The 22,758-nt window shown below is 59.1% G+C and carries 15 protein-coding genes; 2 read left to right on the top strand and 13 right to left on the bottom strand.

The genetic code is table 11. The features are described 5' to 3' along the window. Positions 1–54 precede the first annotated feature (54 nt). From NFS22_RS16815 to NFS22_RS16775, 9 genes are all read right to left on the bottom strand, one after another. Positions 55–2,136: a protein kinase domain-containing protein gene (locus NFS22_RS16815; protein ID WP_251318862.1), complete on the bottom strand. Its 2,082-nt coding sequence runs from the start codon at positions 2,134–2,136 to the stop codon at positions 55–57. Between the two features lie 17 nt (positions 2,137–2,153). Continuing rightward, positions 2,154–2,582: a hypothetical protein gene (locus NFS22_RS23880; RefSeq protein ID WP_338147991.1), complete on the bottom strand. Its 429-nt coding sequence runs from the start codon at positions 2,580–2,582 to the stop codon at positions 2,154–2,156. A 586-nt stretch (positions 2,583–3,168) separates the two neighbouring features. Next, entirely contained in the window at positions 3,169–7,935 is a 4,767-nt protein-coding gene (locus tag NFS22_RS16805) for a DEAD/DEAH box helicase (protein WP_251318860.1), read from the bottom strand. Between the two features lie 210 nt (positions 7,936–8,145). Then, the gene (locus tag NFS22_RS16800; RefSeq protein WP_251318859.1) at positions 8,146–11,238 is read right to left on the bottom strand and encodes a hypothetical protein; all 3,093 of its coding nucleotides are present in this window, start codon (positions 11,236–11,238) and stop codon (positions 8,146–8,148) included. 23 nt (positions 11,239–11,261) lie between these two features. After that, the gene (locus tag NFS22_RS16795) at positions 11,262–12,158 is read right to left on the bottom strand and encodes a BRCT domain-containing protein (protein ID WP_251318865.1); all 897 of its coding nucleotides are present in this window, start codon (positions 12,156–12,158) and stop codon (positions 11,262–11,264) included. Positions 12,159–12,191: 33 nt separating this feature from the next. Beyond that, entirely contained in the window at positions 12,192–12,446 is a 255-nt protein-coding gene (locus tag NFS22_RS16790; RefSeq protein WP_251318858.1) for a hypothetical protein, read from the bottom strand. 47 nt (positions 12,447–12,493) lie between these two features. Then, positions 12,494–12,658 (bottom strand): hypothetical protein, encoded by a 165-nt coding sequence (locus NFS22_RS16785; protein ID WP_251318857.1) that lies wholly within the window; start codon positions 12,656–12,658, stop codon positions 12,494–12,496. 202 nt (positions 12,659–12,860) lie between these two features. Beyond that, positions 12,861–15,638, bottom strand: coding sequence for a hypothetical protein (locus tag NFS22_RS16780; RefSeq protein ID WP_251318856.1), 2,778 nt, complete (start codon positions 15,636–15,638; stop codon positions 12,861–12,863). After that, positions 15,631–17,118 carry a hypothetical protein gene (locus NFS22_RS16775; RefSeq protein ID WP_251318855.1) on the bottom strand — a complete coding sequence of 496 codons (1,488 nt, stop codon included), beginning with the start codon at positions 17,116–17,118 and terminating at the stop codon, positions 15,631–15,633. The genes NFS22_RS16780 and NFS22_RS16775 overlap by 8 nt, the downstream gene beginning before the upstream one ends. 152 nt (positions 17,119–17,270) lie before the next feature. Here NFS22_RS16775 and NFS22_RS23775 point away from each other — a divergent pair, with 152 nt between their 5' ends. Continuing rightward, entirely contained in the window at positions 17,271–17,396 is a 126-nt protein-coding gene (locus tag NFS22_RS23775; protein WP_277614839.1) for a hypothetical protein, read from the top strand. Between the two features lie 104 nt (positions 17,397–17,500). Here NFS22_RS23775 and NFS22_RS24135 read toward each other — a convergent pair whose 3' ends face one another. Then, positions 17,501–17,665 carry a MarR family transcriptional regulator gene (locus NFS22_RS24135; protein WP_420908884.1) on the bottom strand — a complete coding sequence of 55 codons (165 nt, stop codon included), beginning with the start codon at positions 17,663–17,665 and terminating at the stop codon, positions 17,501–17,503. Between the two features lie 149 nt (positions 17,666–17,814). On the opposite strand from NFS22_RS24135, the gene NFS22_RS16770 reads away from it, so the two are divergent. Continuing rightward, the gene (locus NFS22_RS16770) at positions 17,815–18,366 is read left to right on the top strand and encodes a CAP domain-containing protein (RefSeq protein ID WP_251318864.1); all 552 of its coding nucleotides are present in this window, start codon (positions 17,815–17,817) and stop codon (positions 18,364–18,366) included. 126 nt (positions 18,367–18,492) lie between these two features. Here NFS22_RS16770 and NFS22_RS16765 read toward each other — a convergent pair whose 3' ends face one another. The 3 genes from NFS22_RS16765 to NFS22_RS16755 are packed head-to-tail and all read right to left on the bottom strand — an operon-like array spanning position 18,493 to position 22,752. Beyond that, positions 18,493–20,904: a glycoside hydrolase family 3 protein gene (locus NFS22_RS16765; protein ID WP_251318854.1), complete on the bottom strand. Its 2,412-nt coding sequence runs from the start codon at positions 20,902–20,904 to the stop codon at positions 18,493–18,495. 49 nt (positions 20,905–20,953) lie between these two features. Continuing rightward, entirely contained in the window at positions 20,954–21,796 is an 843-nt protein-coding gene (locus NFS22_RS16760) for a carbohydrate ABC transporter permease (RefSeq protein WP_251318853.1), read from the bottom strand. Beyond that, positions 21,796–22,752, bottom strand: coding sequence for a carbohydrate ABC transporter permease (locus NFS22_RS16755; protein ID WP_251318852.1), 957 nt, complete (start codon positions 22,750–22,752; stop codon positions 21,796–21,798). Before NFS22_RS16755 ends, NFS22_RS16760 begins: the two co-directional genes overlap by 1 nt. Positions 22,753–22,758: the final 6 nt, after the last annotated feature.

Below are 22,758 nucleotides of genomic sequence, written 5' to 3'. Positions count from 1 at the left end.
TCGCATACCTGCGTCTCTCATTTTTCTGTATCATACCCTCATTATAGCACCTTTTTATCTATTGGTACAGCTTCTCATAATTGACAGGCTCTCCAGTTTGCTCAGTCCGGACAGCGGTGCAAGACTGGGGTTGGCCCCCGAGCCAACGCCATCCAGTGTCAGCGTCCGCAGCTCCGTCAGACTGGACAGAAAGGACAGCTCGCCGGAAATGAAGGAGACGGACAGATCATGCAGCTGGGTGAGCCCGGACAGCGGTCCCATATCGAGAAAGGCCAGGGTCTCATCGTCCCAGTGGTTCCACGCCAGATTCAGTGTTTGCAGTCTGGTCAGGTGCGCCAATGGAGTCAGATCCGCGCCCCGGGCTACACAGACATACAGATCTTCCAGTCCGGCCAGCGTCTCCAATCCGGTCAGGTCCGTTAGGTTGATGCCCTGCAAATGCATGGTCTTCAGCTTCGTCAGCCCCGCCAGATCAGAGGCAGACACTTTCCATCCAGCATCCCTTCCGTTGTTCCATCCCGCCCTGTCGTCAATGTACAGTTCCTCCAATTCCGTCATGCCGGAAAAGGATGGAACAGAGACATTCCCGATCTCACCCTCCAGGTGCAGACTGTGCAGATTGGTCAGGCCGGACAGAGCTTCCATGCCATCCGGGAAATACAGATCCCTGATGACCAGTTCTTCCAGGCCGGTCAGACCGGTCAGAAAGGACAGGTCAACGTCCCCGTATTGAGATTCGTGCCGCAGTGTCAGGGAACGAAGTTCAGACAGATTCGCCAGCGGGGAAAGGTCGGTGATTTCGTCATTCAACGTAAGATTCAGTTCTGTAACAGCAGTCAGCTGCCCCAGCTTGTCAATATCCGCCTGAGTCCACCTGATATCCACAGGGATTTCCTTTGTGTCAATGGGAACGGACCTTCCCCCCAGGGTAACTGTGGGTACAGGCTCCTGTACGGACTGGTCCCGCACTGCGGGTATCTGCTGGCCCTGCGGCACCGACGCTTCATTCTGCGGCTGCCCGCCGGTCCCGCCGCCCAGGAACACGCCTGCCCCTACCGCCGCAGCCACGGCCAACGCTGCCGCAGCCAGCAAAATGGGATTCCGTTTCTTTTTGGGCGCGGCGGCAGGCTCTGCCGCCGGAGCAGCTCCAGATACATCCACTGCAATCTGGTTCTCAACAGCATCCAAAAACTCCGCCGCAGACTGGAACCGGTCCTCCGGCTGGACGGCAAGCCCTTTCAGGATCGCCCGGTCCAGCCAGTCCGGGATATCGATCCCCGCCCGGGACACCGGCACCAGCTCATCCTGGTCCAGCCGCTCCAGAGATTCCGGCGGCAGGAAGCCGGTGAGCGCAGCATAAAAGCAGGCCGCGCAGGAGTATACGTCTGTGTAGGGCCCCTGCCGCCCCCGGCGGCTGTACTGCTCCTTTGGCGCATACCCCACCTTCAGGATCACGTCCAGACTTTTGCTCTTGTCCCCGATGAAGTACCGAGCGGAACCGAAGTCCAGCAGCTTCACATTGCCGTCCTTGGATATGTAGATGTTGTCCGGGGTAACGTCGCGGTGGATGAACCCCTCAGCGTGGACCGCCGTCAGCGCCCGCAGGACGGGGATCATCACGTTCAGCGCCTCGTCCACCGAAACCTTTCCGCCGTTGTTGGCGATATAGCTCTTGAAGCTGACGCCCTCGATGTAGTCCATGACGAAATAGGAGGTATTGTTTTCGTCAAAACAGCTGGACACACCGGCAATATTGGGATGGCCGATGAATTTCGCCAGGGTCCGGGCCTCCTCCCGGAACCGCTCCGCGCCGTAGGCGAAATCGTCCGCCCGAGTACCCGCCATAACGGAGACCGTGCGTCCCTCCACCCGGGCCGCCATCTCGCCGGGCATGTATTCCTTAATGGCCATCTTGGCCTGGAGTTGGGCGTCAAAGGCTACGTAGGTGATGCCGAAGCCGCCCTGGCCCAGGACGCGGCCGACGACGTATCGGTCATTCAGCACCGTCCCGGCCCGGAGGGCCACCGGGAATTTCTGCTGGTTTTCCGCTAAGTCAAAGCCGCAGTACGGGCAGGGGGCGGCGGGGTCTGTCACCTGCCGAAAGCAGTTGTAGCATAGGGTTTGGGTGGTTGTCATAGCGGGCTCCTCCTTTCTTAAAACAGCGTTTTTTCGTTCTCGCTGAATAGCTTGTCATTGATTTGTGCCAGAGAGGTGCGGTGGAGGATACCGCGAACAATGATGGCGTCCCGCTTCAGCTTGGGGTAAAGGGTGGGGAATACCCCACCCGCTTGAGCAGCTGCTGCGTTTCCTCCAGACTGGTCTCCATGCTGATGCACAGGCACAGCAACCGGTCCCGGGAGGGCCTGCGCCGCCCGGAAAAAAACTGGTGGAGATAGACCTCGCTTATCCACGCCCGCCGGGCCAGCTCCGCTTTGGACAGGCCGGATCCCTTCATGGAGCCGTGTCAAAAAGACTGAGATATCCGCGTGCCTCCAATAACCCTCGTTTTCTGTCAGATACTGGTCCAGGTTGGGCTGAGCCATCAGCTCCTGGTTCAGGTCATCGCTGGATTTCTCCCACATATTCGTTCCTCCCCTTTGCTTCCGCTAAAAAGCCAGTATAATATAATTGCTGTTGCCTCTTTTTTTGGATAAGCTCCTTCTGGATTTCCTTCAGAATCCTGTGACCTCCCGCCGTTTCTTCCTTAGCGGCCAACTTAATGACATTATATAAGCAGAGAGTCAGTTAGCACCTCGGAAGCCTGTTCCCAGTACATTCCAGGCCCACAAAGGCCAGCGGCGTAAAGCGGGGACCGGGTGCGTCACGCAGATCAACGAGAAGCTTTGGGAAGGGCGCTACTCTCCCATCTGGCCGGATGGCAAAAAGCGCCCTCGGAACATCTACGCTCACAGTGAGGAAGAGTGCGAAAAACTGCTGGCAAAGATGATGGCAGAAATGAAAAGGGAAATTGCCGCCGAAAGGGAGCGTCTGAAAGCAGGCTGACAAAAATCTACGGCTCAACGAGTGGGATATCCCCTCGGAGAGCCGTTTTTCTCTGTCTGTGGCTAATTATGAGGTAAATCCCTCGACATCTGAAAGATGAGGGACTGCCCATAGGGAGAACGATAAAACAGCCGCTTAGAGTATATTTTTCAGGCAGGACCCATACTACACCCCTACAAAAACATCTTCTTGTTCCTCGCTGCACTCCATCCGCCCGATCCACTGGGACAGGAATGCAGCAGCCTTTTTCCGATCCAGGTTATCGTGGATTTTCTGGTTATAGTAGTTACGCAGACAGTGATAGCAGGAGCTGTCACAGCCGCAGCGCTCCACAACATACAGCGCCCGTCTCAGCACCGCTTGGAGGGCTGCGCCATCTTCTGTGGCGATGCGGCGAACGTGTCCTGCGCCACCGGCTACCGCGTCGTAGAGGACGACGGAATAGACCATTGTCCCCTCTACTGCGGTGCGGAAGAGACAGCCCTTGATATCGGTGCGCTCAATGCCCATCTCTTGGGACAAGCCCTCCAGCAGAGCGTAGAGGACAGACAGCATGGTGTCATAATCTGCCGCCTCGCCCGTGGCAAAGGTGAGTTTGGCAACATCCGTTTTGAAGTCGTGGGACAAGCGGTATGCTGTGCCCGTTCCCTCTTTGTTGATGCAGGGATATCCCCGCATATTTTCGTGTTTCAAGGGAATATCCCCCTTTTTGCTGTCTACCGCATAGCCGCAGACAGCACACACCTTATACTCGTTTTGTCCGATGACCACCAGGGAATCGTTGGAGGTGGACTCTACTCCCAGCTCCTGCCCGTTCACCTGGAAAGCCAGTTTGCATATCAAATTTCGCTGGGGGTCGCCAATGTAGTAGTCATCTGTTTTATAGTCATGCTGAGGACGGCTTAACGGAGCATCCACAGCCCCCTTTTCCGCGCAAAAACCAAAGCGCGGCTCTAATGTCCTCTGCCACGCATATTTTTTGATGACCTGATGGCAGGACACGCACTCCCGCCCTTCCCGGGTGACAGGCTCCTTGGTAAAATTGGGCTGGCCGCAGTGGGGGCATTGATAGCAGTAATATCCCTTCTCCCAAGAGGAATCCCCGTTTTTGCCGGGCATACGGCGGATATACCGGCTGGTATACATCTTTCCGTCGGCGATCACCTGGGCTCCGGGGGCGTACTCCGCCACCGCCATTTGCAGGTCCCGGGCCAGTTGGAGGGCCTTGTCCCGGCCTATGGCAGAGGCATCCGGGACTAATTCTACCGTATCCACCGGGAAACCATATTTGGGCAGTACGTTATTGCGGACCAGAAAGCCGATCAGACTCTTTTTGCCGCTTTTGTCGTCTTTGGCACAGCGGAAATTCCGAAGATTGCGGCTCCATTTTCCCGCCTCCTCCAGTTCGCCGCTCCGCTTACAGGCGGCGATGGTCTTTTCCAGCTCGGCCACCGTTCCTCGAAAGTCCTGAACAGCCAGTTCCAGCACTCCATCCGAACCGTAGAGGCGCTGGGTCCAGCTCCAGTCCTCCAACCCAAGCCGGCGGTGCATCTGGACAGGGATGGAGCGCAGCAGCAGCGATTGCAGATACTCCGGTTTTCCCTCCAGATAGTTCTTCAGCCTTTCATAGCCTTCCTCGTTGAGGAGTACCGTCTGGTCGTCTCCCGCGTACACCTCCGGGAAACGGGCAAAGAACGCGCTGAGAGCCACAGCGAAGACATGACGGCTCAGAATTTTCTCATTCTCCAGCTCGAACACTGGTACCTTGATTTTTCCGGAAATCATGGCAGCGGGGTCCTGGTAGTAAGTAAAGTCGTGGGAGGACAGCTTGGCGTAGGTGAGAACGAAAGCGGCGGAGTGCCGGGCACGGCCCGCACGGCCCGCACGCTGAACATAGTTGGCTGGGCTTGGGGGCACATCCCGCAGATAGACCGTCTCCAGGCTGCCCACGTCCACGCCCATTTCAAAGGTGGTGGAACAGCTGAGAGCGTTGATCTTTTTCTGGACAAACGCCTCCTGATAACGGGTCTGCTGGTCCTTGGCCAGCTGGGCGGTATGCTCCTTGATGAACAGCGGGTCAGCCTGTTCGCTGCGATACAGCCGGGCATAGTGATTGTCCTGGTTGGCGGACAGGGGCTCATAGGGCTCCAGTGTCCCTGCGCATTTTACGCTGGCGCACCGCCCCTTCACGCGGAAGGGGGTAACCCGCCCGCATTTTTTACAGCGGTAAAAATTTGTCCTCTCGGTACCGCCGATACGGACACGGAAGTCGCCGGCGTTCAGAGCAAACTCCTCGGTGTCCGGAGCAAACACGCCATCCCAGTAGTCCCCCAACAGGGTATCAGCCTCCTCATCCGGGATGTCCAGCGCCCGGGTCAGCCGGGTCATGCGGGTGTTGGGATAGTAGGTTCCGTTGGGCCTGGTACGGCCCTGCCAGCCAGACAGCCAGCTCTTTTTTGCCGCCGAAGCGGTACGCACCTTGACCAGCTTTTTGGGGTTCGGTGAAAAGAATATGTACTCTCGTTCTGCCTCGTTCAGCTTGACCGCTTTGGTATCCACTGCGCCGCTGAACACCCCGTCCTGGGCCAGCAACTCCAGCAAGGCCCGGGCGTCCGGCAGCTCCAGGCCGTAGCCCTTCTGAAAGCGCTCTGCCACAGGACTATTCCGGGTATATTCAAAGTACAGCACCCCCATAGACACCAGGCTGGTGCTCCGCCTGGCATTGAACATCTCGTTCAGCACCCCAATCCAGGCGTTCCGGCGGCTGACCGCAGTCAATGAGCCGGACTCCTGTTCCTCCGCGGCGTCCCACTGGACGAAGCACCGCTTGTCCTCGTACCACCGGGCCAGTTCGTCGATAAACTCTTCCATCCCCACAGAGGACCGGCCCGCCGCCCGGAACTGTCCGGCAACGTGCCACAGCCCCCGGCGGCGCAGAAATTCCTGATAGGAGCGCTCCATATAGGAGGCGAAGAAAGCGGCCTCGCTCCGGCTGTCGGAGAAGCAGAGGAACTGTCGGGCGGTCTTTTTCCGAATCTGCCGCCGCTGGGGCACAGGGGAAAAAATGTTCCGCCGCCCCTGGGTAGGGGCTGTCTCGGTAAGGACCACCTCTTCGCTGGGCAGCTGCTCATACAGCTGGGTGCCCAGTACGGCGGTGGCAGCCTCCGCCCCCAAGTAGAAACGCCGGAAGCTGCCGAAGCCGCAGGCGGGACACCTCGCTGTGCCCTGCTTGGTTTTTCCCACATGGCAGACCCTCACATACCTTGCTGGGTCATGCCCACAGGGCTTTTGAAATTCGCTGTCTGCCTGAGGCGCGATGGCCCCGCACTCCGGGCAGAGGACGTAGTCCTCCGTTCCGTCCCGGGACGCTTCGTCTTCGCCCTCCGGTTCCTCCAGCAGCTCGCCGTCTGTGTCCTCCCGAAGATAGTAGAACTCAGCATCGTCCTCTCCGCCCTTGCGGGCCGTGTGCTTGAGGCAGTTCCCCGCCGTCTTGCCCACCACGGCCAGCCGTCCGCAATCGGTACACACTGCACCCTCGAAGACGGCACGGCCCGTCTCCGGCTCGGACAGCTTTCGCTGGAGGTACAGACGCTTGGGCGCGGTCAAGGTGATGTAGGCCCCCTCCAGTGCTCGGACAAAGAAGTGATACCGGGGCTTGATGAGGCTGGCGCCGTCCCGCTCCGCCCGGGCGCAAAGGGACACCAGGTCCACCACGGCTTCCTCCGTCACAGACAGGGCCTGCCGCAGCTGCGCCACGGTGACCGGCTGGGCAGCCGCCTGACGTAGCAAAGCAAACAGGCGGGCATGGAGAAACAGGGCGTACAGCTTCTCTCCCGCGTCCCCTTCGGGAGCGAAGTCCGCCCCGTACCGGGCCAGGATAGCCCCGGTCTCCTCCGGGGACTGGCACAGCTCCCGGAACAGCTCCGGGGGAAAGTCCCGCGCCTCCTCCATGGGGGGACGTCTCTCTTTTGAGCGAATGATGCCGCCGGGCTGAAAGTCCACGTCGCACAGGCTGTGGGCGAAGGCCAGGATATCCCCGTCCGCCTCCGGCCCACCCAGGGTGGCGCTGGTGAGGATGTACTGCACGCTGTCCGGCTCGCTGATCTGGGCGCGGAGGCGGCGCATGAGCAGCGAGGTCTCCATGCCGGTGGCCCCCTTGTAGATGTGGGCCTCATCCATAACGATATACCGCAGCCTGGCACCCCGGAACACCGCGTCGTCCTTGGGGCGGAGCATCATGTACTCCAGCATGGAGTAGTTGGTGATGAGGATATGGGGCGGTGCGGCCTGCATCTCCTCCCGGGAGATGATCTCGTTGGGCTGGGGGTCGGTCTGGAGGGTGCGGCGGTAGGCCTCCAGGGCCCGGGCCTGGGTGTGCTCGGTGTTGCCGTTGTACAATCCAAAGGTGATGGCGGGGTGGCCCTTGAGCAGGGCCCGCATCCGCTTCATCTGGTCGTTGGCCAGGGCGTTCATGGGATAGATGATGATGGCCCGGACGCCTGGGCCCAGCTCCCCCCGCTCCTCCTGCCGGAGCAGGTGGTCCAGGATGGGCAGCAGAAAGCTCTCCGTCTTGCCCGAGCCGGTGCCGGTGGTGACCACCAGATTTTCTCCGCTGGAGGCCAGGGTCAGTGCCCGCTCCTGGTGGCTGTACAGGGGCCGGTCCAGCTTCAGCTCCCGTTCCTTCTCCGGGACAGGCTCCAAAGTGCGGAACAGGGCGCTGGTTTTGCCCTCCGCCATCAGCTGGGACAGGGCGGCCCCCGCCTCGTAGGAGCCGCCGATGTCCAGATAAGGCCCCTTGGCCACCATTCCCTCCCGCTGGAGCTCCGAGCGCAGGGCCTGGGCGTAGTCCGGGTCCGCCAGGTCGAAGGTGGTGGTAATGTAGTCGATATAGCTAGCCTTGATCTCACGGGATGCCTTGATAGGGTCAAACATGGGGGTGCGCCTCCTTCCAGTTCTGCTGTAAATGTATATCCATACAACATACTTGTGCAGCTTTCGTACCTGCTCAAAATCTCCGCCAGTTTTTTTGCTTGTGATCGTGATGCTAAGTACATATTTTCATTCTTTTGCCGTGCATTAAGAAATCCATTTTATAATCATATCACAGTTCATACAACAAAACCATATGCCCGTTGCATAGGATCACGGCAAGCCCCTTTCCATAGCCTCTGCCGCAGTATATTCAAAGTAATCCGGCGTATCCAAAAACCGCTGGGCGGCCCTGTCCAGGCTCCGGTTGATAATGGTGTTGTATCGGGTGTCGATGTCCACGCCGCCGCCGTCCGCATCGTGACATTGCAGGATAAGCAGACGGTCGTTGACCAGCCAGACGTGGACCGGGTTGACCAACTCATATCCCTTGGAATTGGGATTGCCGTTGAAGGAGTGCCGCCGCCCCCGGGCATCCTCAAAATGGAGGGCGGCGGTGTAGTGGGGCATGGGGACTTTCTCCCAGGGAGGAGCGCCAGTTCCCACATAGGTCAAACCGCACAGGATGCCGCAGCCGTCCCGCATTTTCACCTGCTTCAGCGCCTCCTGGCCGAAGTCCCAGCACAGGGCGTTCTGCACATAGATCTCCTGGTTCTGGAAACGGAAGGAATCGGCCTCCCCAACCAGTAAATCGCCCCGATAGAGCACCACCGCCGAGCCGGGGGCAAAAACGCTCCCGCTCTTTTGGATCACCCGGTAGGCGTACCGCCCGTCGGGGCAGGAGAAGGGCTCCTCCAGCGCCTTGTCCTCCCCGGCGGCGGTCTGGAAGGCCCGCGTCCCGCCGGGCAGGTCCAGCTCCAGGGTGAACCGTCCCCCGGCGGTGCCCAGGAAAGTGCCCTCCCCCCGCCACAAAAGGCGGTCCTCCTCCAACTCCAGCGGCGGCTGGAGGAACCGGGGCACAAAAACGATATTGGTCAGCTTGATCCGAACCCGCTCTGCCCCCTTGGACAGCACCAGCCCCAGGGGCTCCGTCTCCCGGAGATCCCGGCCCGCCCGCAGCTCGTTGCCCAGCTCACAGTGGACGCCGTCGGGGGCGGGGATCTCCCAGGTCCCCAGCATCAACCGGCAGCTCCAGCCCTCCGGGGGCCGGACCGCCGTAAACTCTTCGGCGGGGATGTCCTTGTGCCACAGGGCCTCCGGGGCCTGGAAAGCGTTTTTCCCCAGCAGAGTGCAGTGGAGGGCGGGAACGTCCAACTCCAGGGTAAAGTCCAGCTCCGGCAGGTCAAAGCTGACGGTGTTCTCCCCCTCGGGGATGGGGAGGGTCAGCTCGACCTCCCGGCCTGCCCAGGAGAAGCCGGCTCCCGCCTCGTCTACCCCGGACCGGTAGAGGGTCTTGTCCAGCCGGCAGGCACAGTTGGGCAGGACGGCGTAGCGGTACTCATACCGGACCAGTCCGGACCGGATATCCACCAGCCGGACGCTGTGGACTGCGCTGTCTTTGGGGGCACACGGAATGGTCAGCGCTCCATCATCCCCCTGAAGCTCTTTCAGATGATGGCGCCCGCCATCCAGCGACAGCTGATAGAGCAGGGGATTCTCCTCCCGGGGCAGGACCAAGGACAGGGTGAAGGCACCAGGGAATATGTCCAGCGTTCCACTGCCATCCAGACCGCGGAGGTTTTTGACCGGGCCGGGAATCGTGTGCCGGCGGAACTGGGTGGAAGCATCAGGCCCGACAAAGATCTCCCGTCCGTCCACCGCCACAGAGGAAGCCTCCCCCAGATCCAGCCGGTAGAGCTGGCCGGGATGGGGCAGCTGAAGGACGCCCTCCTCCTGGGAAAACTCCACATCAGCCCCATCTCCTGTGAATAAGTAAGCCCGTCCGGCTTTGACGGTCCGGTCACTGCCAGAGGTGTCAAAAAGCAGATAGTCCCGCTCCAGCTTCCAATCAGAGCTGTAGAGAGGCTTGCCCATGTATAGGATCTCCACCTGGAGACGGGGCGGGACGCTGAAGTCGAAACCGGTCTCCCGCAGAGAGAGAAAGCGGCTCTTGGTGGTCAGGCACAGGTCATTGCCGGTGACCTGAAGCTCTCCCTGCCAGATCACGGCCTCATTTTGCAGCACACGGAAAAGGGGACGCCGTCCCCCCACCTCCTGGAGGCGGATGCAGGGGACCCGCAGTCCCACCAGACCGTCCTCCAGGGCATAGCGGACAAAAATGCGCTCCGCCGTGGTAGCCACAAATTCCGCCTTCTTTTCCCGACGCTCCCCCTGGACCCGGCTGCGCTCGGCGCTGCTCTTTTTCCGGTACCACTGGACCAGCAAGAGGTCCCAGCCGTTTCGGATGGGGTCCAGTCTGTGCTCCTCCCCCCGGAGCAGCGCGTCCATCTTCTCTACCAGGCTGTCGCACAGCACGGCCATATAGCCGGGCCGCTGGTTGAACAGGGCCTGGAGACCGGAAAACACCGCGTCCGACCGCAGCCGCAGGTCGTCCTGGACCGCCACGCCGCTGTTCCAGCGGGCCCGCATCCCCTTGGTGAACTGCTTGTAACTGGTGTCCTCCGGGACGTATTGAAAATCCAGATTTTCCACGTAGAAATCAAACAGGATATTGAACAGCCCCTCGATGCTCCGCCGGGGGGCCAGGGCGTGGAGGAGGAGGGTGGTGTAGTAGCGCTGGGTCTTTTCCGCCGGGGCGAAGAATCGTTTATAGCGGCCCAGCGTGTCCCGGACGGCCTTGCGGAAATGGGCATACAGCCGGTCCCGGGCCGCGTCGGAGCGTCCGGCCTGGAAGCCGTACTGCATAAAGATATAATCCCAAAAGGAAACGGATTCCTCCCCGTCCTCAGCCAGATCGTTGGACCAGCATTTCAGCAGGTCGATGGTCTCCAGCACCAGCACCGCGTTTTCCCGAACCGAGATGCGGGTATCATTGTTCAGCACCTTCTGCACCGTCTGTCTGGCTGACTGGTACAGCAAATCGGCCTCCCCATCGGTGAGGACGTACTCCCCGGCCAGGGGGTATTTTTTGAATACCCAGTCGGCCAGAGCGAAGGCGTCCTGGGGCGGATTGGGAAGCTCTATGTCCCGGACCAGCATATCCGGCTCGATATAGCCGGTTTCTTTCCAGGTATAGCCGTGGGCGGCCAGCCATTGGAGCCGGGTCTGTCCCGCGGCCCGGAAAAGCCGGTGTATCTCCCGGGTCAGCGGGATGCCCAGCTTTTTCAGATATTCCTCGTTGTAGATCACTCCGTCCGGAAACACCGCTTTCAGCCGCTCCAGGACCTGTTCTTCTGTCATTGCCAATGTACTCACCGCCTGTTATGTAGTCATTTCAGGAATTTGAACAGCGTTTCCTCCGTGATGATCTTGATATCTTTCCCATTTTCCTGGAGAGCCTGGGCCTGCTCTACCTTCTTCTCGCCGAAGCTGCCCTGGCTGCCCAAAACCAGGTAATTGGTTTTTCCGCTGACTGAAGCGGTACAGCGTCCACCCTTAGCCACGATCAAGGCTTTTATCTTGTCCCTGTCGTCGTTGTAGTGGACAAAAGTTCCTGAGAGGACGAAAGCGCTGCCTTGAACTGTAAGCTCCGTGACTTGCTCGGCATAAATTGCTCCATCTTGGACTGAGAAAACGAGTTTTTTCCACTCATTAGCTGTGAGATGAACATTACTATCCTCTTCCCAGGAGAATTCGCAATCAAAAGAAACCATTTTACCAAAGAAATACTCATTCCCATCCGTATCCAAAAAATGGGGGACACTTTCGCATTCCCGCACAGACAATGTTCGGTCAGGCAGGGCGGCGCACAAAATCTTCAGCAGAATATCAGAAGGACAAAGCTCATACCAGGGGCAGTCACCATCGCCAAACAGCCAAAAATCCCAAAGTGAATCGAAATATTCCTCGATGCTGCCCTGATTCTCCACATCTTCCTCACTGATCTCTGTGGACAGGCAGTGCCACTCCTCATCGGGGCTAAGCTGCAACAAAACACGTCCACCGCTTACGGTCAAGCCCATATCCATATCTTCCCGCACGATTTCGAAATCAGAAGGAAATCCCACTATTTTGTCTACATTAACCTGATATTCCTTTCCATGGATATCCACCATACCGCTGACCTGATAGGGGATGTTGTAGCTGCCAGCGAATTCGTTCCAATCTTCATCAGGCCACACCCGTCCAAACTCTCTGTGCTCAAGTCCAAATCGTGTCACATCCACGCTCAAATAAACCTCCAGCTGGGCAAATTCCGGCTATGCCTTACAAAGCTTTCTAAATTGTACCTTTACATCTTCCGCATCACAATAGGTATAGACTTCACCGCACGTTCCATTTAAAGTTGCAATCTGATTGTCTTTCAGCCCTTTCAGCGAGTCAGTTCCGCCGAATCCATAGGAATCGAATTGAAACGGCATCTCAAGCTCTATACTTTCAATGAACTCAGGCATCTTCCGCAGAATTTTTACTGGTCCCTGAAACCGAACATCAAAAAATGCCTCTGTTGCCATAATAAAAAACCACCTTTAAAAAATGTTGAGACTGTACGATATTTTGTTTAATACTTACCATACCGCCGGGCGATTTCCTCCAGCTCCTCCGCGTCCGCGTTCCGAATTTCGTCCGCGTCCAGAAGCATGGCCCCAAAACCGGCGAAGGCCCCGGCACAGGCCTCGTCTAAAAGCTCCCGGCGCAGGGCCTCTGTCTTGTCATACGGTTTCATAACCAAACCTCCCTTGATTTTGGGATGGAGCGCGGCGGTTTGCCGCGCTCCATGTGGGATCAGAGGAACTGATACAGCGTTTCCTCACTGATGCCCTGAATAGAAGAACCTTTGGCCTGTAACTGACGAACCGTCTGCCCTGGAAGTCCAGGGCGGACAGCTCCACGGTGGTCAGATCTACGGAGTCTTCCCACCCGTTGACCTAGGGCTCTTCCTGGCAGGTCCCCAGGGCGGACGTCAGCTCCTCCTCCCCGATCAGGCGCAGTCCGCCGCCCTGCTCCGTCTGCTCCCTGGCCTTGACATAGTTCTCCCAGTCGGACCAGTTCAGACCGCCTTCACGGCCCAGGACAACGTAGTCTGTCGCTTTGGTGACCCTGTCTGTGCAGCGGCCTTTCATACATTCGATCATGTGGGTGATCTTCGCCTTGTCGCCGCCGCAGAGGCTAAACTGGCCGGCCAGGACAAAGCGGGAACCTCTTACCGTGACAGGCTCGCCGCTGTCAAGGGGGATGCACACCGGTCCCAGCTCGTATTCCCGGCTTTCTTGACCGCCGTCATATCCGGTATCCTTTTCGGAACTCCACGCCTGATACCATGCCTCGTCCTCCTCAGTCCAGTCCGGGCTTTCATCGTTCTGGAGCGCGTCCATGAGAAAGCCCAGCACCTGGCCCTGCTGCTCCTCGGTAAGCTCTACCGTATCGCCTGTTTCGGTATGAGCGTCCCCCAGCGAGAGGTTGATCTTCACAGTAAATATTGCAAAGCCGAAGAAATACTCGTTGCCTTCCCCGTCCAGGAAGTGGGGCAGCTCACTGCTTTCCAGTTCTGTTGTCTCCATGCGTAGCTCCATGCCCAGCAGCAGCTCCATGGCTCCTTTGAGAAAGTTCCCGTAGTCCGCCGATTCATCGTCCCCGTTGTCGTCATCCTCGCTGTCGTCGTCCTCGTCCGGCGCGGCAAAAATCTCATCAAACTTAAACTGCCCGCCGAACTGTTCCTCCAGCCGAGCCACCTTTTCCAAAAGCTGCCCATAATCCGCCGGGTCGAAGCTGTTGGCCACCCGCCGCCATGTTCCCTCGGGATCAAGGCGGAAAACCATTCCCCGGATGGTGGTGTCTGTACCGTCGGGATCCTCCAGTTCATTGCTGGAGAAAGTACGCACCTCTCCGGCGTGGTCCACCGTGGCCAGGATCATGTCAGGCTCCAGCTTCCCGGCGGAGCCGTTATGGACCACTTTGCTCTTGACGTTCAGCCCTACCGACAGATCCTGCTCCTCCCGGACGAATCGCGCACCGGCGCAGAACGCAGTGCCGTCCGCCTTGATGCCGATGCTGACGGCGTTCCCGGCGGCGATGGAGACTACCCCCGTCCAGTCCGCCACCTGGCATTGGCCCTTGTTGTCCAGGCCCGCGGCCAGCACTGTGCCGTCCGCCTTCAACCCCAGGATGTGCCAGTCCCCGGCGGCGATGGCGGTGACGCCCGTCCAGCTCAAAGCCTCCTCCATGCCCTGAGACAGCTCGCCCGCCAGCAGCACCCTGCCGTCCCGGGTCAGGCCCGCAAGGAACTCTTCCCCCGCGTCCAGCGCGGCCACGTCTGTCCATTGGGCCGTTGCCTCACAGCCCTTTGCGCCCGCGATGATTACGGTGCCGTCCCCGCGCAGGCCGAAGGTCCGGTTCCCTCCGGCGGCGACGGCGGCGATGCCCGTCCAGCCAGCGGTGTCACACTGTCCGTCCCGGTTTTCTCCGGCGGCTTTCACCGTGCCGTCCGCCTTCAGGCCGACATAGTGGCCGGCCCCCATGGAGATGGCGGTGATGTCCGTCCAGTCCTCGAACTCGTCGCTGATATAGCCGTACTCGTCATTGCTCACGGTACCGTTTTCCCTCAGCACCAGTATGCCTTTTCCGCCGGCGGCCACATCCACGATGGGCGAGTTTCCGTCTGTAAAAATGGTAAACGCATCAAATTTGTTAAAATATCCCTCGTTCCATGCGGAAATGGCGGTGCCGTCCGTTTTGAGCCGGATCACATAGTCCCGGCCCACCGCCGCCTGCTTCACATCCTTCCAGGTAGGTACGTCCCAGGGAAACTCGTCCCGCCAGCCGTACCGGCGGCGCAGCTCCTCGTGCTCCGCAATGTTGGTGAAGGCAACTGACAGGCCGCCCCCGTACCCAACGGTATAGGTCACCGTTCCCTCTTCCAGTTTTACCTCCAGTTCGTCCTCGTGCTCCACCCAGAAGGGGACCTCCGGCTCCGCCGGATGAGTTTCCGGGGCGATGTGCCAGCCAAACTCTTGTTCGCACTCCTCCACAACAGCGTCCCACGCTTCGCCTTTGGGCGAGAAGGTGGCGCAGAAATCCTGGAAGCGCTCCTCGTCGAAGGTGCCCTCAGCGTTTTCCGCGTAGAGATCTCCCAGGTAGGCCGTCCCTCCGTAGAACAGGTAAGACGGCCCAATGTTGACCTTGACCCACTTTTTGATTCGTCCCGGGTCTGCGTCAGGGGCGAGACGCTGAAAATAGAGGACGGCCCCGTCAAAATAGCTGCGGCTCAGCTCCGTCCAGCCGTGCTCGGCCTCCTGGCAGGACAGGGTCTCATAGTTCAGGCTCTCGCCGTCGCTGGTAAACACGCCCACCTCGTCCAGATCATAACCCTCTTCACCCTTGTCGTTGAACTCCACCCGGATGGACAGGTCGTTCTCATTCATGACCTGGAGGAGGGCGTCATACTGCTCCTGGGTAAGCCCGTCCTCCTTTTCGACCCAGTCCCGGGTCCAGTCGTCGAAGCTTCTCAGGGTTCCGGCGAAGGACCAGCGGCCGCTTCCTGTAAAACTCACGCTGGGTCGGTTGGACGTGGGCATCCCATATGCGCTCATCCCGTATGCGCCGTAAAACTCCCAGCTTTTCAGAACCGGCTGGAACAGCTCCACAGCCCTGTCGCTCCAATATCCCACCAGGGTCAAGGTCCCGCTTGCACTGGATATATTAGCCATTGTCTTTGCCTCCTTCTTTGTTCAGCAGCAGATCCGCCATGGCGGAATTGATCACCCAGAGCTGGCGCTCCCCCAGCTCCAGCCTGCGGGCCCAGGGCTCCTTGCCGGGGTGGACGCCAACGATCCAGTCCAGCTCCGTCAGCGTCTCTCCTCCCACGCGGCCCCCCAGGGCCTGGATGCGCCGGGCCATCTGCTCCCGCTCCTCCGGGGCGGCGTGCCGCCCGGTGACGAAAACCCGCTTTCCCTCACAGGGGAGCTCGTCCGGATAGTTGAAATTGTCGTCGGCGGCGCGGGTCCAATACCGGAAGCACTCGTATTCCCAGAGCTTGTCTGGGGCCATGTCCAGCACGCCCAGCTCCAACAAATATTCGGTGGAGCCTTTCCCCTGACCGTCCCGGGTCCACTGCCAGAAGTCTTTGAAGGGCAGGTCCGGGCTGTCCCGCCGGACCGCGCAGATGGTGGACGGTTTCACGCCGGCGGAGGCATACCGCTTTTGCAGAATGGCCGACATCTTCGCCATCCGTTCCGACAGCGACCCGCTGTCCAGGTCCATCAGCAGTCCCCGGCTGAGCAGATAGTCATTCGCCCTTTTTTTATGTACGCTCATGATCCAATTGTCCAGCTCGGCCAGCTCCAGGTCGCTGTTTTCCCGCTTGAGCTGCGCCGCGCTCTCCGGCAGGACAGAACCCTCCGGATAACGGCTTTGCAGGACCGCCACCATATCGTTGAGCTGCCGCTCCTTCCGCGCCAGAACCTGCTGCTGGGACTCGATGATGCCCTCCCGCTGCAAAAGCGTCTGCACCATCAACCCCTGTTCCTCCGCGTACAGCCGCAGGGCTTCCCGGTTAATATCAAAGTTTTTCGCCCAAAACCGGACAATCGGTTCTTCACCGTCATAGGGAGCGTCCTGATAGCGTTGGCGCAGCTTTTCCAGCTCGCCGGGGGCGGTCTCCAGGGCCTGCTGCTTTTGGGAGGCGGCCCGTTCCTGCGCTTTCGCGGCAGCAAGCTCCTGTCTCTGGGTACCGCTGGCAAGGATGCCCTCCTGCTGGAGGTATTTCGCCAAGGTCATACCAAACAGCTCGGACGCCTGATTGCCCAGGTTTTTGAATTTTGGAGCCAGGTCTGGATTTGCCGCCTTCAACTCATTCAACGTGCAGCAATTGGGCCCACCGACATAGCGTTTTTTCAGCTCGTTGATGATGGCCATGTGGTCCCCGACCGGGTGGCCGCCCTTGTCGTCCCGCACCGTGTAGCCGTAGGCGGTCAAAAACGCCTTGCCGTTCGGGTAGCCCAGCAGGCGGTACAGCTGGGTCACGGCCTCGCCCCACTTTTTATGGTCGTGATACAGGCGGAAAATCACCTTGTCCGGATAGGCGGAATCCAGCTTTTCCTTGAGCCGCTGAATCTTCTGCCGGATGGCCTCCGATTCCTGCCCTGGCTCATAAAGGATCTGGGCCGTGGTGTTGGGATCGTTGTTCATGTTGCTGCCTCCTTGTGATTTTCAGGTGAAGCCTGATTTTGTGATATACGCGGCATGAGATTATCTGCGCTCTTTTATTTACTATATTAACACTGTAGCTGGATATTGTAAATACTATACAGTTTGCATAGTGCAATCAAAGCGGCATTAGTATGAAATACAAAAAAATCCAGTTTTTCCCGCAGGAAAAACTGGACTTTCTGGAGCTGCTGGGCGGATTCGAACCGCCGACCCCATCCTTACCAACGCCAAAAGACAATTTTTTGCAATATTTTTAGGCGTTTTTAATTATTTCTGCTCCGTTGCATTTGCTTTCCGACACTCTTCACAATCGGTGTTTCCGTGTGTTCCACGTCTGTCTGTGGCTGGTTGTGTGGTCAAACTATAATACCACCCAGCGGCCCTTCCGATTGGAACCCTCATGACGGACGACACCAGCCTCCCTGAGATTTTTCAGGATTCGATCTACTGCGAACCTTGGAATATCTAATTCTTCAGCCAATGAGCGCATTGTGATATTCGGGATCTCCGAAATAGCCGAAAGTATTCGCTCGATCCGAGCAGTAGCAAAGATTGCTCTCCCCTCATTTTCGACCCCATTTCTACCTTCATGTGTAGGCAGAAATCGAGGGTGGACAAAGATCGTTGTACAGAAAGACAGGCGCTCAGGGTCTGTTTCAAAGATCGGAGCAGGAGATGCTGACCTTCTGGGTGGCTGTCGCCAAGGCAGAGGGGACCGCAGAGATCACCGCCTTCAACAGCGCCGGGGAGCGCGGGAGCATGACGCTGACAGTCGGCTCCGCCGCCCCTGCCGCGCCGGAAGCACCCGCCAGCGGGGACAGCATCGGCCTGACGGACAATCTGGAGATACGGCAGGAGATGATCCGGCTCATCAACCAGACCCGCAAGGCCAATGGAGTGTCAGAGCTGCCGATCAACGAGGCCCTGATGAATGCCGCCCAGATCTGCTCCAACCGGCGCTACACCTGGCATCACGCTCCGGAGGAGAGTCAGGCCGCTGTTGACGCCGGCTACCCCTACGGCTTCGGGTCCAATCTCACCGTGTTCACCGGCACTGCCGATGCCGCTCAACGCACCATCAACAACTGGATCAACTCTCCTGGACATTTCGAAACAATAATTGACCCCAGATGTGACTGCATCGGCGTGGGAGTAACCCAGCACGATGGTATAACCTACTGCTACATGTTCGTCGGGATACCCAACAGTGTCAACTTCTATGCGTAATGTGGAAATTCCAAAAATGCAGACCTAAAATCAGGAGCAGATCGTGATCATGATCTGCCCCTGATTTTCAGGTACCTTATATACCTTTAATGAATTGGAAATTGGACTTCAGTAGACAAAAAGGAGTCAATCAATTTTCAAAATCAACCCCAACACTCTCCGGGCGCAGATTTCCAAATCGGCACGGCTGATCGCCCCCAGTTTTATGGCCTCCTCCACCCGCTCCGGGTAGCCGTTGGCCATTTTCAGGTCGTTGCCGGCCAGGAGCTCCTTGTAGTGCTCCCCCCGGGTCCACCAGTCGGACATCACCAGACCGGCGTAGCCCCACTCCTCCCGGAGGATGGTGGTCAGCAGCTCCCGGCTCTCCGAGGCCCGCTGGCCGTTGATGACATTGTAGGAACTCATAATGGCCCAGGGCTGTTCCTCCCGGACGATAATCTCAAAGGCTTTCAGGTAAATCTCCCGCAGGGCCCGCTGGGACAGGCGGGAGTCGCTGTATTTCCGGTTGGTTTCCTTATTATTGCAGGCGAAGTGCTTGACGGTGGCGGCAATATTCTTAGACTGGATGCCCCGGACCATGGCCCCGGCCAGCTTGCCGGTGAGCAGCGGGTCTTCCGACCAGTACTCAAAATTCCTGCCGCACAGGGGGCTGCGGTGGATATTTACCGCCGGTGCCAGCCAGACCGAGATGTTGTTCTCCTTCACCTCCGCCGCGGCTACGGCTCCCACTTGGGAAACCAGCTCCGGGTCCCAGGAGGCGGCCAGCAAGGTGGCGCAGGGCCAGGCGGTGGTGCAGACCCCCACCTCGGGCTGAATGCGCAGACCGGCGGGGCCGTCGGCGGTGGTGAGGTTAGGCACGCCGTACTCCGGGAGGTTGCCCAGACCGAAGGTATTGGACACCCCCACGTTGGGCTGACCGCCCAAAAGGTGAATGAGGTCGCTGTCGCTGAGCTGGGCCATAAACTGGTCCAGCGTCAGCCCGCCCTCCGCCACTGCGGACAGGGGTTGTACCCCCTGGGCGTAGGGCTGGGACAGCATCCAGCGTCCCCGGCCGGGCATGGCGGGGGCTACCCCCTCCGCCCGAGCGGTGGTGAGGGGCTGGAACAGATTGGCGTTCGTATCCGCCGCCGGAGTGGCGGACAGGGCCTCGTAGCTTCCGTCTCCCAGCAAGCGCTTTTCCAGGTGGGAGGGGGCCAGGCTGGCGCTGAGCTGGCAGATCACCTCCGTCTCCCCCTGCTCCCAGGCCCAGTCCAGTTCTACCGCGTCCCGCACAGAGGTCCCCACATACAGGGGATACCGCCCCTGCTCCAGCACCCAGGCGGAGGGGGCGATTTTGCCCAGGTCGTCGAAGCTGGCCATGTCGGACACAGCGAAAGTCAGCTCTACCGTCTCGCTCTCCCCGGGCTCCAGCAGCTTGGTCTTTTGGAAGGCAACCAGACAGCGCTTCGGCTTCTGGAGCAGTCCCCAGGGGGCCTGGTAATAGAGCTGGACCACCTCTCTCCCCGCCTGCTTGCCCGTGTTGGTCACTCGGACGGACACCTGAATCTGGCCGTCCGCCCCTCCGGCGTGCACCGTCTCCAGGGCGAAGCTGGTGTAGGACAGGCCGTAGCCGAAGGGATAACACACCCGCTCCGCCGCCCCAGGAATGGTCTCAAAATACCGATAGCCCACGTAGATATCCTCGGTGTAGTCCACATAGTGGGGGGAGTCGTGGAAGTGTTCCGTGGAGGGGTAGTCGGACAAATCCCGGGCAAAGGTGTCGGGCAGCTTGCCGCAGGGATTGTCCCGGCCGGTGAGCAGGGCGGCAACAGCCGCGCCCCCCTCCATGCCCCCCTGATAGGCCAGCAGGGCGGAGGAGATTCGGTCGTTCTCACAGAACCAGGAGACATCCACCACGCCACCCACGTTGAGCACCACAGCCACCTTGTCAAAGGCGGCGCAGACCTGGTCCACCATGGACCGCTCCTCTTCCGTGAGGTAGTAGTCCCCCCTGGGGAAAACAGCCTTGGCTTTGCGGGGCATATTCAGCTCATCGGGCCAGGGGTAGTCCGGCTCCTGATAAAAGACCGGCTCCCGGTCCCAGCCCTCCCCGGAGAAGCGGCTGAGGACAATCACAGCTATATCCGCGTCCTTTTTTGCGGACTCCACCAGACTCTGGGGCAGCGCCGGCTCGGCCATCAGGCCGGGGACGTCCCCTGCCTCATACCGCTTCTCCACGTAGTCCCGGTAAAAATCGGACAGGGGCTCATAGAGGGATACGCCCTCTTCTTTCAGGCCATCATACAGATTTTTGATATAGGCCACGGTCACATCCCCGCTGCCGCCGCCGCCCTTCACATAGTCGAAGCTGCCCTTGCCGAACAGGGCCACCCGGGTATCCGGGGCCAGGGGCAGCAGGTTCCCGTTGTTTTTCAGCAGGACAGCCCCCTCCTGAGCCGCCTGGCGGGACAGGGCGATGTGCTCCGGACTGGCCGTCACACGCCGGTCCCCGTTCAGGGGCAGGTTGGGCTGATAACGGGCGCGAATCCATTTTTCCATAAAAATTCCTCCTTGAAAAAAGCGCCGTCGGCCGACGGCGCTTTCTGATTTATTCCTTGACGCCGCCCAGAGTGACGCCCTCCACAATAAACTTGGACAGGAGCAGGTAAATAACAATGATCGGTACAATGGCGATGGTAATCATCATGTAAATTTTGCCCATATCAAAATTCATGTAGTCCGCGCCCCGGAGGGTGGCGATCATGATGGGCAGGGTCTGCTTGCTCTTGGAGGTAATTACCAGAGCGGGGATGAAGTAGTTGTTCCAGGAGCCCACAAAGGTGAAGATAGCCTGCACCGCGATGGCGGGCTTCATAATGGGCAGGACAATGCGGTTGAAGGTGCCGAACTCCTGAGAGCCGTCAATCCGGGCCGCCTCAATCAGCTCCTTGGGCAGGGAGGACTGCATATAGCTGTGCATAAAGTAGAACACGGCGGGGGAGGCGATGGAGGGGATAATCAAGGGAATCAGGGAGTCGTCCAGCCCCATGCCGGTAATCAGCCGCAGGAAGCCCAGGGCCGTCACCTGGGTGGGCATGACCAGGATGGCCATGATGAAGGTGAAGGCGGCGCGCTTCAGCTTGAAGTCGTAGGCGTAGATGCCGTAGGCCGTCAGGGCGGAGAAGTAGGTCACGATGGCGGCGCAGCAGCCGGAGACAATCAAACTGTTCTGGATGCCCTTCAGGATGGGGATAGCCGGGTCGTTGATGACGCTTTTGAAGTTGGTGAGCAGGCTGGAGCCGGGCAGGGCAGAGAAGCCCAGCTGGAGCTGCGCGTGGGAGCGGGTGGCGTTGACAATCAGGATGTAGAAGAAGAACAGGCACAGAAACGCCAGGATAATCAGCACCACATGGGCCAGAATGGTTCGTCCGCTGGATTTTTTGTTCTCCATTACGCTTTGCCCCCTTTCTTGGCGCGCTTGGCTGCGGACTTGGAGCCGTCCGGGTCGGAGTCGGTGTTCATCTTAAAGACGAACCAGCAGAGAATGGCGCTGATGATAAACAGGAAGACGGACAGCGCGCCGGCGATGCCGTAGTTTTTGGCCTGGAGGTGCTTGTTCAGGTACATAATCAGCGTCATGGTGGTGCGGTCAGGGGCGCCCTTGCCGCCGGTGAGGATCTGGGGCACGTCGAACATCTGCAGGCCGCCGATGAGGGAGGTAATCAGGGTGTAGGTCAGCAGTGGCTTGATCTGGGGGAGGGTAATCTTGAAAAATTTCTGGATATGTGTGCAGCCGTCCAGCTCCGCCGCCTCAAAGATGGAGGGATTGATGCCCATAATCGCCGCCATCAGCATAATGGTGGTGTTGCCGAACCACATGAGGAAGTTCATCAGCCCCACCAGGGTGCGGGCCCCCAGGGTGGACTCCATAAACCGGATGGCCTCTCCCACCACACCCATGCGCAGCAGGATGCTGTTGACAGGTCCGGCGTTGGAGAACAGGGCGAAGAACAGCATGGCGAAGGCGGAGGCCATAATCAGGTTGGGCAGGTAGATGACCACCTTGAAGAACTGCTTGCCCCGGATTTTCAGCCGGGCGTCAGTAAACCAGGAGGCCAGCACCAGCGCCACGATAATCTGGGGCACAAAGCCCAGAATCCACATGACAAAGGTGTTCCAGGCGTACTTGGGCAGGTCGGAGGAGAGCAGGGAGGTGTAGTTGGACAGCCCGGTCCAGTTGGGGCCCACGGTCTTCAGTCCGAAGGCGTAGTACTCATAGAAGCTGTTGCGGATGGTGTCCGCCAGCGGGATGAGCGAGAAGATGGCATAGCTTAAAAAGAAGGGGAGGATAAAAATATATCCCCATTTGGCGTAGCTGACGCTTTTGATTCTATTCTCGTTTTTCATCAGAAG

Origin of the sequence: Flintibacter muris (assembly GCF_943192995.1) — a bacterium.
In the GTDB taxonomy this organism is placed as follows: Bacteria; Bacillota; Clostridia; order Oscillospirales; family Oscillospiraceae; genus Lawsonibacter; species Lawsonibacter muris.
Note: the sequence above shows the minus strand (reverse complement) of the source record. Positions and strands in the feature narration are given on the sequence as shown.